Raw genomic sequence first — 15,217 nt, 5'->3', positions numbered from 1 at the left:
ATGGGCGCGGCCTGATGCCTTTGAAAATCAGAAGCACGCTTAACGCGCGCTGTTCACTGTTAACTGATTTCAAAGCTTTCCAGTCTTAAGCCCTTCTCACTGTCCGCCACAATCTGCCACCCCAGCTTGCCCCAATCACCCAACACCCAGCGTTTACCCTGGCCGTCGGCCAGCTCCACGTCGTGGACGTTGGGGCGGTGGGTATGGCCGTGGATCAAGTGTTTGACGCCGGCGTCTTCCATGACTCGGACTACTTCATCCGGGGTCACGTCCATGATGTTTTCCGCCTTGTTGGCGTTGTTGCCCTGGCTTTGCATGCGCATGCCCTGGGCGATCATGCGGCGTTCCTCCAGGGGCTTGGCGAGCATCCCCTGTTGCCACTGGGGGTTACGGGCCATGGTGCGAAACTGCTGGTAGGCCGTGTCCAGGGTGCAAAGGCTGTCGCCGTGCATCAGCAGGGCGTGGGTGCCATACAGATCCACCACGGTACCTTCGTCAAGTAAAGTACCGCCACAGGCGGCAGCGAAATCGTCACCGAGCATGAAGTCCCGGTTGCCGTGCATGAAGTAGAGCTGGCTGCCGTTGTCGCTGAAGCTGCGGAAGGCGCTGATCGCCTCCTGATTGAACGGGGTGTCATCGTCGTCGCCGATCCAGGCTTCGAACAAGTCGCCCAGTACGTAGAGCGCCTCTGCCTTACCGGCGTGGGCTTCGAGCAGCTTGCCCAGGGCTTGGAGATGTTCCGGTCGGGCCGGGTCCAGATGCAGGTCGGAAATAAACAGGGTGTAGCTCATGGTCACTGTGCGCCTTTTTCTTCTTCGCCGGCTGAATCCAGGCGGTAGGCTCGGGTAATCAGAATGGGCACTTGCGGCACGTCCCGCGCCAACATGCCGTTGAGGCGCTGGCTGGTAGTGCGTTCACGGGCAATGTTGTCCACCACCGCCATGCCGTCTGTGACCTTGCCAAAGACGGCATATCCCCAGCCACGGGCATTCTTGCCTGAAAAGTCCAGGTTGTCATTGTCGACCAGATTGATGAAGAACTGGGCGGTGGCCGAGTGCGGGTTGCCGGTGCGGGCCATGGCCAGGGTGCCACGCTCATTGCTCAGACCGTTGTCCGCTTCATTCTGGATCGGTGAGCGGGTGGCCTTGCGCTGCCCGCTCTGGTCAAAGCCGCCGCCCTGGATCATGAAACCGCGAATCACCCGGTGGAACTGGGTGCCGTCGTAGAAGCCGTCATCCACATACTTGAGGAAGTTGGCGACGGTCTGCGGGGCCTTGTCTTCGTAGAGTTCCACGGTGACCGGGCCGGCAGAGGTTTCCAGACGAACCTGCGGGTTGGCGAACAGCAGGGTCGGTAACAGGGCGAGCAGGGCAGTGACCAGAACGCGCATGGGCTCAGTCCTCGATCAGTTCAGCGGATTCGATCAGTACCGGCTCCACCGGCACATCCTGGTGGCCGCCGCTGTTACCGGTGGCTACATTGCGGATTTTTTCCACCACGTCCATGCCGTCACTGACCGCACCAAAGACCGCATAACCCCAGCCGTCCTGGCTGCGTTCCTTGTCCAGGAAGTGGTTGTCGGCCACGTTGATGAAGAACTGGGCGGAAGCGGAATGGGGGTCCGGGGTACGCGCCATGGCGATGGTGCCGGCCTTGTTGGACAGGCCATTGCCGGCCTCGTTCTGGATGGTGTCACGGGTGGGCTTCTGTTGCATATCTTCGTTGAAGCCGCCGCCCTGGATCATGAAGTTGCTGATAACACGGTGGAAGATGGTGCCGTCGAAGTGGCCATCCTTGACGTATTGAGCAAAGTTCTCGGTCGTAATCGGCGCTTTCTCTGCGTCCAGTTGCAGGGTGATTTTGCCGTAGGTTGTTGTCAGCACCACTTTCATCAGGTTTTCTCCGCAAGATGGGCCTGGTTGGGGTTTTTGTTCCCGGGCTGGCCCTGAGTCTTTGACTGTTGGGGGGCGTACAGTACACTAGCGCACCTTCATTTTCACCGTGAGAGCCTGCCCATATTCAGGCTCTCTGCCTTCCGGACTGGCCAAGACCCATGAGCGAAACGAAAGCGCCCAGCAATTTTATCAGACAGATCATCGACCGTGACCTCGCAGAAGGTAAAAACGACGGCCAGGTGGTGACCCGTTTTCCACCGGAACCCAATGGGTACCTGCATATTGGTCATGCCAAGTCTATCTGCCTGAACTTCGGGATTGCCGAAAGCTATAACGGCAGTTGCAATCTGCGCTTCGATGATACCAATCCCGAGAAGGAAGAGGATGAGTACATCCAGTCGATCAAGCAGGATGTGCAGTGGCTTGGGTTCACCTGGAATGGTCAGGAGAAGTTTGCCAGCGACTATTTCGACCGGCTTTATGAGCTGGCTGTGGAGCTGATCCACAAGGGGGTGGCCTACGTGGATAGCCTGAGTCCGGAGCAGATCGCGGAGTACCGCGGTAATTTCACCACGCCAGGCAAGCCAAGCCCCTATCGCGAGCGCAGCGTGGAAGAGAATCTGGCCCTGTTCGAGCAGATGCGCAGCGGTGAGCTGGACGAGGGGGCGGCGGTACTGCGTGCCAAAATCGACATGCAGAGCGCCAACCTGACGTTGCGCGACCCGATTCTCTATCGGATTCGCAAGAAAGTGCATCATCAGACCGGTGACAAGTGGGTGATCTACCCCATGTACGATTTTACCCATCCGTTGTCCGATGCCATTGAAGGGATCACTCACAGCCTCTGTACCCTGGAGTTCGAAGAGCACCGGCCCTTCTATGACTGGGTCATCGAGCACACCTCCGTGCCGGCGAGCCCGCGACAGTATGAGTTTGCTCGCCTCAACCTGAATTACACGGTGACCAGCAAGCGCAAGCTCAAGCAGCTGGTGGATGAGGGGCATGTGGAAGGCTGGAACGACCCGCGTATGCCGACCATCTGTGGCCTGCGCCGCCGTGGCTATACACCGGCCTCATTGCGGACTTTCTGTGAATCCGTGGGCGTCAGCCGGGCGGATTCCGTGGTGGATATGGGGATGCTGGAAGCCGCCATCCGCGATGATCTGAATCAGCATGCCCCCCGCGCCATGTGTGTGCTGAATCCCTTAAAAGTCGTCATCGAAAACTGGGAAGAGGGCAAGGAGGAATCCCTGACCGCCCCGGTGCATCCACAGAACGAGACCATGGGAACCCGCCAGGTACCCATGACCCGGGAGATCTATATTGACCGGGAAGATTTTCGCGAAGAGGCCAACAAGAAGTTCAAGCGCCTGGTGCTGGGTGATCGGGTTCGCCTGCGCTATGGCTATGTGGTCCGTGCCACCGATGTGGTGCGTGATGACAGTGGCGAGATTGTGGAAGTGCGCTGTACCTATGACCCGGACACCCTGGGCAAGAACCCGGAAAATGCGGATGACCAGGGCAAACTGCGTGGGGTGATTCACTGGGTCAGCGCCAGCAAAGGCGAGCCCTGCGAGGTACGCCTGTACGACCGCCTGTTCACCGCCGCGAACCCCAACAAGACAGAAGAAGGGCAGACATTCCTGTCTCACATCAATCCGGATTCCTTGAGTGTACTGGATGGTTGCTGGGTAGAGCCGGGTCTGCGTGGGGTTCTGGCCGAAACCCGCTACCAGTTCGAGCGTGAGGGCTACTTCTGCGTGGATCAGAGCAGCAGCGCTGACAAGCTGGTGTTCAATCAGACCGTCGGTCTGCGTGAGTCCTGGCCCAAAGAGAGTTAATAATTAACAGTGAAGAGTTAATAGCTGCGAGATGTCGCGTGTTGTTGACAGAAAGCAAAGAGGCCGCGCCTAAGGTTTGGGTGCGGCTTTTTTGTGGGAGATTACATTTGCGGAACGCGATCGCCAGTAGGGCCGGGCGCCTGTTAGTGTTGTAGTGGCGGAACCGTTAGAGGCGCGAATTAGGCAGTAGTGGCGACCCAAAAGCCGCGACCATAATGAACGCGGCTTTCGGCTTGGTTGGTTAGCCCAGTGCTTTTTCGCCGGACTGCAGGGTCTGGAAAATCAGGGTGTTGATGGTCATGGGGCCGACGCCACCGGGCACCGGGGTATAGGCGCTCACCCTGTCCACCAGCGGGGCCAGTTCGATGTCACCACATTTTTCCGGGTGGAAGCCGGCATCGACGACCACAGCGCCATCCTTGATCCAGTCTGCCTTGATGAACTCCGGCTTGCCCACGGCGCCGACAACGATGTCAGCCTGTTTGACCAGGGCTGGCAGATCCTGGGTGCGGCTGTGGCAGATGGTGACCGTGGCATTGGCCTCCAGCAGCATCATGGCCATGGGTTTGCCGAGAATGGCGCTGCGGCCCACCACAACGGCGTGCTTGCCCTCCAGCTCCACCTGGTAATGCTCCAGCAACCGCATGATGCCCTTGGGGGTGGCGCAGCCGTAGGCGGCCTCGCCCATGCTCATGCGGCCAAAGCCCAGGCAGGTGACGCCGTCCACATCCTTTTCAAGGCTGATGGCGTCGAAACAGGCGCGTTCATCAATCTGTGCCGGCACCGGATGTTGCAGCAGAATGCCGTGTACATCCGGGTTGTTGTTGAGTTCGTCAATTTTTGCCAGCAATTGTTCGGTGCTGGTGTCGTCGCCCAGCTCAATGGCGACAGATTCCATTCCGACACGCTGGCAGGCGTTGCCTTTCATCTTTACATAGGTGGCAGATGCCGGGTCGGCACCCACCAGAATGGTGGCAAGAATCGGCGTGCGGCCGTCGGCCTTGGCTTTCAGGGCGTCGACGCGCAGGCGCATCTCCTGTTCAAACTGCTGGGCCAGGGTTTTGCCATCAAGAATCTGGGCGGTCATGTGGGCGGTCTCTCTGAAATTGACTACAATAGAGGGCGGCTTGGCGCGGTTGCGGTAATTGCAGCCTGCCGGGGGTAGCCGTGAACGGCGCGATTCTCGCACGCGCAGGCACAGCGCGCAAAAGTTGACTAAAATCTGAACGTTAGACATTTTTTTGCGTCGAACCCCGTTGACGCTCATGGGGGTGCCGAGTATTATGCGCGCCTCGCTTTCGAGCTTAGTCACTGACGCAGCTTTACAAAACGGGGTGTAGCGCAGCCTGGTAGCGCGCCTGCTTTGGGAGCAGGATGTCGGGGGTTCGAATCCCTCCACCCCGACCAGTTGGCTTGATGGCGGAAATCTGCAAGCGCCTGTAGCTCAACTGGATAGAGCAACGGCCTTCTAAGCCGTAGGTTGCAGGTTCAAGTCCTGCCAGGTGCGCCAGGCAGGAAAGAAAGCAGACAGTTTTATGGTGATTGTAGCTCAGTTGGTAGAGCTCCGGATTGTGATTCCGGCGGTCGTGGGTTCGAGCCCCATCAGTCACCCCATATTAAAAGCCTCCGGGATAGATCCCCGGAGGCTTTTTCGTATGGGCTTCAGGTACTGCTGAACAGCCAGGCTGTAGGCAGCGAAGCCCCCTTTGATTATAATCTCCGCCCTTCATTAGGCCGTCTTCGCGTTATTTCGGCGGCGGGCAGAGATAAAAGTCTTTTTTAAAGAGGATGTTATGCAGGTTTCTGTTGAAACGACTTCAGGTCTTGAGCGCCGTGTGACGGTGGGTGTACCCGCGGAAAAAGTGGACGTAGCAGTAGAAGGCAAGCTGCAGGAAGCCCAGAAAACGATCCGTCTGGACGGTTTCCGCCCGGGTAAAGTGCCCATGCGTGAAGTAAAGCGTCGCTTTGGCGGGGCCGTGCGTAACGAAGTGCTGGCTGACGTCATGCGTGAAGCCTTCATCGAAGCGGTGGAGCAGGAAAAGCTGCAGCCAGCGGGTATGCCGGGCTTTGAAGCCAAGACCAATGAAGCAGGCAAGGATCTGGAATTCGTGGCCACCTTCGAGGTGTACCCGGATGTCGAGCTGGCGGCTTTTGATTCCATCGAAGTGGAAAAGCCCCAGGCTGAAGTCTCCGACGCCGACGTGGACACCATGATCGAAACCCTGCGTCAGCAGCGCGCCGAGTTTGCCGATGTGGACCGTGCCGCCGAAACCGGTGACCGCGTCAACATTGATTTCAAAGGTCTGAAAGATGGTGAAGCCTTCGAAGGCGGTAGCGCCGAAGGGCAGAACCTGGAGCTGGGCTCCGGTCAGATGATCCCGGGTTTTGAAGATGGCATCGTTGGCCTGAAAGCCGGTGACGAGAAAGATATCGACGTGACCTTCCCGGAAGACTACCAGTCCGAAGAACTGAAAGGTCAGGCTGTGGTGTTCCAGATCAAGGTCAACAAGGTTGAAGGCAAGGCGCTGCCGGAAGTGGATGCCGAGTTCATGAAAGCCTTCGGCGTTGAGGATGGCGACGAAGCCAAATTCAAGGCTGAAGTGCGCAAGAACATGGAGCGCGAGCTGAAGAATGCGGTAACTGGCAAGGTGAAAGAGCAGGCGATGGACGGCCTGGTCAACCTGCACGAGTTTGATTTGCCGGGCGCCCTGGTCACCCAGGAAATCCAGCGTATGCGTCAGCAGATGATGCAGCAGTTCGGTGGTGGTCAGCAGTTTGATGCCTCCATCCTGCCGGATGATCTGTTCAAGGAACAGGCTGAGCGTTCCGTGCGTCTGGGCCTGGTGGTTCGCGCTATCCTCGACAAGCACGAGATCAAGGCCGATGCCGACAAGGTGAAAGCTCGTGTAGAAGAAATCGCCGAGCAGTACGAGAAGCCGGAAGAAGTGGTGAGCTGGGTTTACAGCAATCCGCAGCAGCTGCAGCAGATTGAAGGCGCTGTACTGGAAGAGCAGGTGGTCGACCTGGTTCTGGATAGCGCCAAGGTGGAAGAGAAAGCCATGTCCTACCAGGACGCGGTGAAGCCACGCGAGCAAGCAGAAGGCTGATTCTTTCCGCTTTTTGACAGCAAAACGGGGCCTTCTGGCCCCGTTTTGCGTTATTTATGCACAATTTGCGCAAGTTTTGCGCATTCAGACCCCGCCAACGCCCACTTTTATAGACGCCCCCCATACACCGTCATAAGATGCTGGAAGACCTGTTCGTCCGGCCTGCCTTGTTTTTGGCTATGTTAGCCCCCATTGCAGCATTCAGGATGAGGTCGGCCACCGCCGATACCAATAAATCGCAAGAACGTCCCCGGACGATCGACGAGAAGGAAAGCGCTACATGATCGACTTGAGCCGTATCAACTCCATGACCCCGGAAATGCAGCAACTGAGCAACGACCCGACCAATCTGGGTCTGGTGCCGGTGGTGATCGAGCAGACCGCCCGTGGCGAACGTTCTTTTGACATCTACTCCCGCCTGCTCAAAGAGCGGGTGATTTTCATGATCGGCCAAGTGGAAGACCACATGGCCAACCTGATCGTGGCCCAGATGTTGTTCCTGGAGTCGGAAAACCCGGACAAGGACATTCATCTCTACATCAACAGCCCGGGTGGCTCGGTAACGGCAGGCATGTCCATTTATGACACCATGCAGTTCGTCAAGCCGGATGTGTCCACCATGTGCGTGGGGCAGGCCGCCAGCATGGGCGCCTTCCTGTTGGCCGCAGGTGCGGCAGGCAAGCGCTATGCGCTGCCCAATGCGCGGATCATGATTCACCAGCCGCTGGGCGGTTTCCAAGGCCAGGCCTCGGATATCGAGATCCATGCCAAGGAAATTCTCAAGATCAAGGGACAGCTCAACAGCCTGTTGGCCCACCACACCGGCCAACCGCTGGAAAGGCTGGAGAAAGATACCGACCGCGACAACTTCATGGGCGCGGAGCAGGCACAGGAATATGGCATCGTTGACGCGGTGTTGCGTCAGCGTCCGGTGTAATTCGGTAACCTTCGTACAAAAAGTGTCCTAACGGAAGGCCTGAGAGGCCCGGCGGGCTTGAAAAAGCCCCCGTCTCCCTGCATTTTGAAAGAGACGCAAATACTCAAATACACAGGTTTAGAGGCGATTCAATGACCGACTCCACTGGCAAGGGCGACGACGGCAAGCTGCTGTACTGCTCTTTTTGTGGCAAAAGCCAGCATGAGGTCCGCAAGCTGATTGCGGGGCCCTCGGTCTTTATCTGCGACGAATGCGTGGATCTGTGTAACGACATCATCCGCGAGGAAGTGCAGGAAGACACCGGGGACACCGGCGGAGAAGCCCTGCCCAAGCCCAATGAAATCAAGGAAACCCTTGATGAGTACGTGATTGGGCAGGAGCGAGCCAAACGCGTCCTCGCCGTGGCGGTATACAACCACTACAAGCGCCTGCGCAGCAGTAGCAAGGGCCGTGATGAGGTGGAACTGGGTAAGAGCAATATTTTGCTTATTGGTCCCACCGGTAGTGGTAAGACGCTGCTGGCCGAGACCCTGGCGCGGTTGCTCAATGTGCCCTTCACCATCGCGGATGCCACCACCCTCACCGAAGCCGGTTATGTGGGTGAGGATGTGGAAAACATCATCCAGAAACTGCTGCAGAAGTGCGATTACGATGTGGACAAGGCCCAGCGCGGTATTGTCTATATCGATGAAATCGACAAGATTTCCCGCAAGTCCGACAACCCCTCCATTACCCGTGATGTGAGCGGGGAGGGCGTGCAGCAGGCCCTGCTCAAGCTGATTGAAGGCACCGTGGCCTCTGTCCCTCCTCAGGGAGGGCGCAAGCATCCCCAGCAGGAATTCCTGCAGGTGGACACCTCCAACATGCTGTTTATCTGTGGTGGTGCCTTTGCCGGCCTGGACAAGGTGATTCGCGAGCGTTCCGAGAAGGGCGGTATCGGCTTCTCGGCAGAAGTGAAGAGCAAGGATGATGCCCGTAACCTGGGTGAATTGCTGGTAGATGTGGAACCGGAAGACCTGGTCAAGTATGGCCTGATCCCCGAGTTTATCGGTCGTCTGCCGGTGATCGCGACCCTTGAAGAGCTCAGTGAAGAGGCGCTGGTTCAGATTCTCACTGAGCCACGCAATGCCCTGACCAAACAGTACGCCCGCCTGTTCGAGATGGAAGGCGTGGAGCTGGATTTCCGCGATGATGCCCTTCGCGCCGTGGCCCACAAAGCCATGGAAAGAAAGACAGGGGCCCGCGGTCTGCGCTCCATTCTGGAAAGTGTGCTGCTCGATACCATGTACCAGGTTCCTTCCATGGACTCTGTTGCCAAGGTGGTTATCGACAGTCCCACTATCAAGGGCGAATCCGATCCGTTGTTGATTTACGAGAACAACGAGCAGTCTTCCAAGGTGGCACCGGATTAAGGTGCCACCACGGCAATAGAGGCAATACGTGCTGAAAGATATCCCGCTTTTACCACTGCGTGACGTAGTGGTGTATCCCCATATGGTGATCCCGCTGTTTGTTGGCCGGGAAAAGTCCATTGCTGCGCTTGAAACCGCCATGGCGGACGACAAACAGATCATGCTGGTCGCCCAGCGCAATGCCTCTGACGATGACCCGGGTGCGGATGACATTTACCGGGTCGGCACCGTTTCAACCATTCTTCAGTTGCTCAAACTGCCCGATGGCACCGTCAAGGTGCTGGTTGAAGGCGGTCAGCGGGCCCACGTGGTCAAGGCCGAGTTCGGCGACCAGGGTGGTATCGCTGATGTGCGTGAGTTGGAAGAGGGGCTGCCCGATGAAGGGGAGCAGGAGGCTCTGTCCCGCTCGCTGCAGTCCCAGTTCGAGGATTACGTCAAACTCTCCAAGAAAGTGGCGCCGGAAGTCACCGGCTCTGTTTCCTCCATCGATGAAGTCAGCCGCCTGGCCGACACCATTGCCGCCCACCTGCAGTTGAAACTGGAAGAAAAGCAGGACGTGCTGGAAATGGTGGACGTGCGTGAGCGGGTTGAACACCTGATTGCGCTGATGGAATCCGACATTGATGTGCTCAAGGTGGAAAAACGCATTCGTGGGCGCGTCAAAAAGCAGATGGAGAAAAGCCAGCGCGAGTACTACCTGAACGAACAGATGAAAGCCATCCAGAAAGAATTGGGTGATCTGGACGACAGTGGTAACGACCTGGAAGATCTGGAAAAGAAAATCGACGGCGTGGGTATGCCCAAGGAAGCCCGCGAAAAGTCCATGAACGAGCTGAACAAGCTCAAAATGATGTCTCCCATGTCCGCAGAGGCGACGGTAGTGCGTAGCTATCTGGACTGGATGACATCGGTGCCATGGAAGAAACGCAGCCGAGTACGTCATGATCTGGCCCATGCCAAGGAAGTACTGGATCAGGATCATTATGGTCTGGAAGAAGTAAAGGACCGTATCCTTGAATTCCTGGCCGTACAAAGCCGCGTGGGCAAGGTCAAGGGCCCGGTGTTATGTCTGGTGGGGCCTCCGGGCGTGGGGAAAACGTCCCTGGGCCAATCCATCGCCCATGCCACCAATCGAAAGTTTGTCCGCATGGCACTGGGTGGTGTGAGAGACGAAGCCGAAATTCGTGGCCACCGTCGCACCTATATCGGTTCTTTGCCGGGCAAGGTAATCCAGAAGCTGTCCAAGGTTGGTGTCCGCAACCCACTGTTCCTGTTCGACGAAGTGGACAAGATGGGTATGGATAACCGTGGTGATCCGGCGTCCGCCCTGTTGGAGGTGCTGGACCCGGAACAGAATGACACGTTCAGTGATCATTATCTGGAGGTGGACTACAACCTGTCCGAGACGCTGTTTATCTGTACCTCCAACTCCATGAATATTCCGGCACCCTTGCTGGACCGTATGGAAGTCATTCGTCTGCCAGGCTACACCGAGGACGAGAAGGTCAACATCGCCCTCCAGTATCTGGTTCCCAAGCAGATCAAGAATAACGGTCTGAAAAAGGATGAAGTGGTTTTCGACGAAACCGTGCTACGTTACGTGGTCCGGCACTACACCCGTGAAGCGGGGGTCCGTGGACTTGAGCGTGAAGTCAGCAAGATTTGTCGCAAGGTAGTCAAGGAACACCTGTTGGCCGGAGAGAGCACCAGTGTCGTGCTGACCGAGGACCTGGTGGAACAATACCTGGGTGTGCGCAAGTTCAGCTTCGGCCGTGCGGAAGAAAAGGATCAGGTCGGGCAGGTTACCGGACTGGCGTGGACCTCCGTTGGTGGTGAGTTGCTGACTATCGAAAGTGTTTCCACTCCGGGCAAAGGCCGCGTAATCTCTACCGGCTCCCTGGGCGATGTGATGCAGGAATCCATTCAGGCGGCCTGGACGGTTGTGAAAAGCCGTGCTGGCACTCTTGGTATCCGTCGCCGCACCCTGGACCGTAACGACCTGCACATGCATGTGCCGGAAGGCGCCACGCCAAAAGACGGCCCCAGTGCGGGCATTGGCATGTGCACTGCCATGGTGTCGGTACTCACAGGTATCCCGGTGCGTGCCGATGTGGCCATGACCGGTGAAATTACCCTGCGTGGCCAGGTTCTGCCCATTGGTGGGCTGAAAGAGAAATTACTGGCTGCTCACCGTGGTGGCATCAAGACGGTATTGATACCGGAAGAAAACGAGCGGGATCTCAAAGAGATCCCGGACAATATCAAGTCGTCCCTGGATATCCGTCCTGTTAAATGGATTGACCAGGTGCTTGATGTGGCGCTGACTCATCAACCCAGCCCGCTGAGTGAAGCGGAACTGGAAGAGGATTTGGCGCTCGCAGAAGAGAAAAACCAGGAAGGCGCAAAGCGGCCCAGTACACACTAATGAGCCGGAATTGAAGCTTTTTAAATTATTGATCTATATGGTTTTTCATTTTTTTTAACTTGGGTGCGATGATACCTTTCCTTTCTTGACGCTCCTTATACCCGTTGGTATAAAGGCGGCTTGCTCAGGAGGAGAGTACATCACGCCTCGACCATAAAACCGGGAAAAACAGAAAGGGGAACTTTGTGAATAAGTCAGAGTTGATTGATGCGATTGCCGCTAGCGCGGATATTTCCAAAGCCGACGCAGGTCGTGCACTGGATGCTACTTTGGAAGCGGTTACTGGCGCCCTGAAAAAAGGTGACAGCGTTTCTCTGGTAGGTTTTGGTACTTTTGCTGTGAAAGAGCGCGCTGCTCGCGAAGGCCGCAACCCGCAAACTGGCCAGACCATTCAGATCGCCGCTGCCAAAGTACCGGGCTTCAAAGCCGGTAAGGCACTGAAAGACGCGGTGAACTAAACTGTTTGCTGGAGCGGTAGTTCAGCTGGTTAGAATACCGGCCTGTCACGCCGGGGGTCGCGGGTTCGAGTCCCGTCCGCTCCGCCAGTTTGAGGAAGCGCAGCCGTAAGCGGGTGCGCTTTTTTCCGTTTAGGGGAACCTGTGGTAAAAATTGCGGTTCTCACATAACAATATCGAATTCGACAGTTTTCACCTGAAGCCATGCTGAAGTCACGGTTCCAGGTTTTAATAAGAGTCCCTACGGAGTATTTTCATGCAGGAGTTCAGACGGTTTGTCCGCGGTCCCGTGGGCAAGGTCCTGCTTGCCGCGATTATCCTTCCTTTTGTCATTTCCGGTTTCTATGGCTATTTCACCGGTGGTGGAAGCGGGGATGTGGTTGCCGAAGTAGAAGGCAACAAAATCACCCGCAGTGTGGTCAATCAGCGCGTGGAGCGCGTTCGTGACATGCTGCGCCAGCAGAGTCCGAATATGGACCCGTCCATGCTGGATTCCTTTGTTCGCCCCGAAATGGTGCTGGAAGGACTGATTAACGAGCAGCTGATTCTTGCTGCAGCGCAGAATGCCAAACTGGCATTCAGCGAAAAGCAGGCCGCCCGCGATATTTATCAGGTCCCCCTTTTCCAGGAGGATGGCAAATTTTCCGAGACCCGGTTCGAACGGGAGCTGCGTAGCCGCGGCTTGACGCCACAGGGTTATATCCAGGGCCTGCGTCAGGACATGCTCAAAGAGCAGTATCGCTCCGGTTTCATGGCAACCAATTTTGCGTTGCCGGCGGAACTGCAAGAGCAGCGTCGGCTGGGTGAACAGGTTCGTGACATTCGCTATGTGACGCTGGACCTGAACGGTCTGCGTAGCGATTTTGTCGTCAGTGATGAAGACATCAAGGCTTACTACGATGAAAACCAGGCGGAGTTCATGCGTCCGGAAGAATTCCGGGTCGCCTATGTGAAGCTGACAGCGCAGGACTACACCGACCAGGTATCCGTGAGCGAGGACGACGTGGCTGCGGAGTACGAAGTGCGCCGCTCCATCATGGAAGAATCGGGTGCTACTACGGCGCGCAAAGTGGCCCATATTCTCGTCGAGATCAATGGCGACAGAGATCTTGAACAGGCTCAGACCCGAGCTACTGAAGCCGCACAGGCAATTGCCGCCGGTGAGTCCTTTGCCGAGGTGGCTGAGCAGTATTCCGACGACCCTGGCTCAGCCGGTGCCGGTGGCGATCTTGGTGTGGTATCCAAGGGCGCATTGCCTGAAGAGATGGAAGAGGCGATTGCCAGCCTGGAGCCCGGTATGGTTTCCGATCCGGTCGTGACCGATGCCGGTGTGCATCTGATCAAGGTATCTGATGTTGTCCGTGAGCAGGATTTGCCAACACTGGAGGAACTGGCCGAGCAGATTCGTGCAGATCTCAAGCAGGGCCGCGCGGAAACGCTGCTAAATGAAGATGTGGCACGTCTGGAAGAGCTTCTCTACGAACACAGTGACATGACTGTTCCCGCCGAGCAGGTTGGCATCGATGTAGTCACCACCGACTGGGTCTCCCTGGCGTCGCTGCCTCAGCCACTGTCTGCGCGTCAGGTGCAGCAAGCGCTCAACAGTGACCAGGTTCGCAAGGATCGCCACAACAGCGATCTGATCGAGACGGCTCCTGGTGAGTACCTGGCCGTCAGTATCCTCGATGACAAACCGGCGGAGCCGTTACCGCTGGAAGATGTCTCCTTCGCAATTCGCGAACGCCTGAAGGGCGAGCGAGCTGCTGACAAGGTGCAGGAACTGTCTGCGCAGGCCGAAGAGAAATTGCAGCAGGGCGCAACCCTGGATGAGATCGCCGCCTTGTTTGAGGCCGGGATTGAAGAGCAGGAAGGTCTTCAGCGTGGCGGGGCTGAGCCGTCCATGGAAGTGGTCAACGGCGCCTTTGCACTGCCGAAGACGGCGGAAGGGGAAAGCTCTGCCATTGAGCTGACTCGAGTGGGTGACGGTTCCCTGGTTGCCTATCAGGTAACCCGTGTGGAAGACGGTAATGCCGAACCCCTTTCCGATGCGCAGCAACAAGCCGCGCTCCTGGAGCTGGGAAATATCGAAGGGCAACGTAACTTCCGTCAGGTGGTTGCCTTGTTGCGTGACGAAGGCGATGTGGATCTCAATCCGGAACGCCTGAGTAGCAGTTCTGCCGATCAGTAATCAGCGGCAGAAACAAAAAAAGCTCACCATTGCTGGTGAGCTTTTTTTTTGCCGCAATTCCGGTTGCGGGATCGTCTTCTGGTTTTACTCGTTTTCAAGCTCAAAGGGCATGGATACCGTGCTGGCACCGGCATCCACATAGGTGATTTCGCCGGTGATACCGGATGCCAGGTCAGAGCACAGGAAAGCAGCAACATTCCCCACTTCCTCAATGGTCACATTCCGGCGTAACGGTGCCTTGGCGGCGTTGTAGTCAAGCATGCTGCGGAATTTCTTGATGCCGGATGCCGCCAGGGTGCGGATGGGCCCGGCGGAAATCCCGTTCACACGAATGCCGTCAGGCCCCATGCTGGAAGCCAGATAACGGACAGAGGCTTCCAGGCTGGCCTTGGCCAGGCCCATTACGTTGTAGTTGGGCACGGTCTGACGCGCGGCATGGTATGTGAGTGTCAACAGAGAGCCATTGCGGTTGGCCATCATCTGACGCCCGGCCTTGGCCAGGGCAACGAAGCTGTAGCTGGAAATGTCATGGGCGATGCGGAAGCCTTCGCGTGTTGCCACTTCCGCAAAGCTGCCATCCAGTTCATTGCCGGGAGCAAACCCCACAGCGTGGATAATCCCATCGAGTCCGTCCCATTGATCGCCCAGCGCTGTAAATACTGCCTCGATCTCTTCATCACTGACGACATCGCAGGGGTAGCACAGTGTTTCGTTGCTGCCATAGCGTTCCGCCGCTTTCACGACACGGCTTTTCAGTTTTTCGTTCTGATAGGTAAAGGCCAGCTCGGCGCCTTCACGGTGCATGGCTTCGGCAATACCGGTAGCAATGGAGCGGTCACTGGCGACGCCGACAATCAGGTAGCGTTTGCCTGCTAGAAATCCCATGGTCATCCCTCGTGGTTCTGGTTATTCCGATTGGTGGCCAACATAACGACTGGGCTAAGTATAGGCAAATAA

At 56.9% G+C, this 15,217-nt stretch carries 12 protein-coding genes and 4 tRNA genes; 11 read left to right on the top strand and 5 right to left on the bottom strand.

The features are described 5' to 3' along the window. Nucleotides 1-59 precede the first annotated feature (59 nt). The 3 genes from ACMG4N_RS11995 to ACMG4N_RS11985 are packed head-to-tail and all read right to left on the bottom strand — an operon-like array spanning nucleotide 60 to nucleotide 1,892. Entirely contained in the window at nucleotides 60-791 is a 732-nt protein-coding gene (locus tag ACMG4N_RS11995) for a UDP-2,3-diacylglucosamine diphosphatase (protein WP_297764210.1), read from the bottom strand. Between the two features lie 2 nt (nucleotides 792-793). Further along, nucleotides 794-1,390 carry a peptidylprolyl isomerase gene (locus ACMG4N_RS11990; protein ID WP_297764208.1) on the bottom strand — a complete coding sequence of 199 codons (597 nt, stop codon included), beginning with the start codon at nucleotides 1,388-1,390 and terminating at the stop codon, nucleotides 794-796. Between the two features lie 4 nt (nucleotides 1,391-1,394). After that, nucleotides 1,395-1,892 carry a peptidylprolyl isomerase gene (locus ACMG4N_RS11985; RefSeq protein ID WP_297764205.1) on the bottom strand — a complete coding sequence of 166 codons (498 nt, stop codon included), beginning with the start codon at nucleotides 1,890-1,892 and terminating at the stop codon, nucleotides 1,395-1,397. 161 nt (nucleotides 1,893-2,053) lie between these two features. Here ACMG4N_RS11985 and ACMG4N_RS11980 point away from each other — a divergent pair, with 161 nt between their 5' ends. Further along, nucleotides 2,054-3,736 (top strand): glutamine--tRNA ligase/YqeY domain fusion protein, encoded by a 1,683-nt coding sequence (locus ACMG4N_RS11980; protein ID WP_297764202.1) that lies wholly within the window; start codon nucleotides 2,054-2,056, stop codon nucleotides 3,734-3,736. Between the two features lie 241 nt (nucleotides 3,737-3,977). Here the strand turns inward: ACMG4N_RS11980 and folD are convergent, their stop codons facing one another. Further along, entirely contained in the window at nucleotides 3,978-4,823 is an 846-nt protein-coding gene (gene folD, locus ACMG4N_RS11975) for a bifunctional methylenetetrahydrofolate dehydrogenase/methenyltetrahydrofolate cyclohydrolase FolD (protein ID WP_297764199.1), read from the bottom strand. Nucleotides 4,824-5,066: 243 nt separating this feature from the next. Here folD and ACMG4N_RS11970 point away from each other — a divergent pair. The 10 genes from ACMG4N_RS11970 (at nucleotide 5,067) to ACMG4N_RS11925 (ending at nucleotide 14,260) form a co-directional block, all read left to right on the top strand. Continuing rightward, a tRNA-Pro gene (locus tag ACMG4N_RS11970) sits at nucleotides 5,067-5,143 on the top strand. 26 nt (nucleotides 5,144-5,169) lie between these two features. After that, nucleotides 5,170-5,246: transfer RNA gene (locus tag ACMG4N_RS11965), tRNA-Arg, on the top strand. A 28-nt stretch (nucleotides 5,247-5,274) separates the two neighbouring features. Then, nucleotides 5,275-5,350: transfer RNA gene (locus ACMG4N_RS11960), tRNA-His, on the top strand. Nucleotides 5,351-5,529: 179 nt separating this feature from the next. Further along, nucleotides 5,530-6,843 carry a trigger factor gene (tig, locus tag ACMG4N_RS11955; RefSeq protein ID WP_297764196.1) on the top strand — a complete coding sequence of 438 codons (1,314 nt, stop codon included), beginning with the start codon at nucleotides 5,530-5,532 and terminating at the stop codon, nucleotides 6,841-6,843. Between the two features lie 280 nt (nucleotides 6,844-7,123). Next, nucleotides 7,124-7,780 (top strand): ATP-dependent Clp endopeptidase proteolytic subunit ClpP, encoded by a 657-nt coding sequence (gene clpP / locus ACMG4N_RS11950; RefSeq protein ID WP_297764193.1) that lies wholly within the window; start codon nucleotides 7,124-7,126, stop codon nucleotides 7,778-7,780. A gap of 131 nt (nucleotides 7,781-7,911) precedes the next feature. After that, nucleotides 7,912-9,192: an ATP-dependent Clp protease ATP-binding subunit ClpX gene (clpX, locus tag ACMG4N_RS11945; protein WP_035244193.1), complete on the top strand. Its 1,281-nt coding sequence runs from the start codon at nucleotides 7,912-7,914 to the stop codon at nucleotides 9,190-9,192. A 28-nt stretch (nucleotides 9,193-9,220) separates the two neighbouring features. Next, nucleotides 9,221-11,617: an endopeptidase La gene (lon, locus tag ACMG4N_RS11940; protein ID WP_297764187.1), complete on the top strand. Its 2,397-nt coding sequence runs from the start codon at nucleotides 9,221-9,223 to the stop codon at nucleotides 11,615-11,617. A 185-nt stretch (nucleotides 11,618-11,802) separates the two neighbouring features. Continuing rightward, entirely contained in the window at nucleotides 11,803-12,075 is a 273-nt protein-coding gene (locus ACMG4N_RS11935) for an HU family DNA-binding protein (RefSeq protein WP_035244197.1), read from the top strand. Nucleotides 12,076-12,085: 10 nt separating this feature from the next. After that, a tRNA-Asp gene (locus ACMG4N_RS11930) sits at nucleotides 12,086-12,162 on the top strand. A 166-nt stretch (nucleotides 12,163-12,328) separates the two neighbouring features. Beyond that, nucleotides 12,329-14,260, top strand: a complete 1,932-nt coding sequence (locus ACMG4N_RS11925) for a SurA N-terminal domain-containing protein (RefSeq protein WP_297764179.1) — start codon at nucleotides 12,329-12,331, stop codon at nucleotides 14,258-14,260. 84 nt (nucleotides 14,261-14,344) lie between these two features. Here the strand turns inward: ACMG4N_RS11925 and ACMG4N_RS11920 are convergent, their stop codons facing one another. After that, entirely contained in the window at nucleotides 14,345-15,145 is an 801-nt protein-coding gene (locus ACMG4N_RS11920) for an enoyl-ACP reductase (protein ID WP_366516901.1), read from the bottom strand. Between the last annotated feature and the right edge of the window lie 72 nt (nucleotides 15,146-15,217).

This window comes from Alcanivorax sp. IL2 (assembly GCF_047495475.1).
Taxonomy (GTDB): domain Bacteria; phylum Pseudomonadota; class Gammaproteobacteria; order Pseudomonadales; family Alcanivoracaceae; genus Alcanivorax.
The sequence above is the reverse complement of the archived record's forward strand: the minus strand, read 5'-3'. Positions and strand labels throughout refer to the sequence as shown.

Excerpts from the sequence above, each read along its gene's own strand:
- ACMG4N_RS11995 (WP_297764210.1), bottom strand. The coding sequence starts at position 791 with ATGAGCTACACCCTGTTTATTTCCGACCTGCATCTGGACCCGGCCCGA.
- ACMG4N_RS11990 (WP_297764208.1), bottom strand. The coding sequence starts at position 1,390 with ATGCGCGTTCTGGTCACTGCCCTGCTCGCCCTGTTACCGACCCTGCTG.
- ACMG4N_RS11985 (WP_297764205.1), bottom strand. The coding sequence starts at position 1,892 with ATGAAAGTGGTGCTGACAACAACCTACGGCAAAATCACCCTGCAACTG.
- ACMG4N_RS11980 (WP_297764202.1), top strand. The coding sequence starts at position 2,054 with ATGAGCGAAACGAAAGCGCCCAGCAATTTTATCAGACAGATCATCGAC.
- folD (WP_297764199.1), bottom strand. The coding sequence starts at position 4,823 with ATGACCGCCCAGATTCTTGATGGCAAAACCCTGGCCCAGCAGTTTGAA.
- tig (WP_297764196.1), top strand. The coding sequence starts at position 5,530 with ATGCAGGTTTCTGTTGAAACGACTTCAGGTCTTGAGCGCCGTGTGACG.
- clpP (WP_297764193.1), top strand. The coding sequence starts at position 7,124 with ATGATCGACTTGAGCCGTATCAACTCCATGACCCCGGAAATGCAGCAA.
- clpX (WP_035244193.1), top strand. The coding sequence starts at position 7,912 with ATGACCGACTCCACTGGCAAGGGCGACGACGGCAAGCTGCTGTACTGC.
- ACMG4N_RS11925 (WP_297764179.1), top strand. The coding sequence starts at position 12,329 with ATGCAGGAGTTCAGACGGTTTGTCCGCGGTCCCGTGGGCAAGGTCCTG.
- ACMG4N_RS11920 (WP_366516901.1), bottom strand. The coding sequence starts at position 15,145 with ATGGGATTTCTAGCAGGCAAACGCTACCTGATTGTCGGCGTCGCCAGT.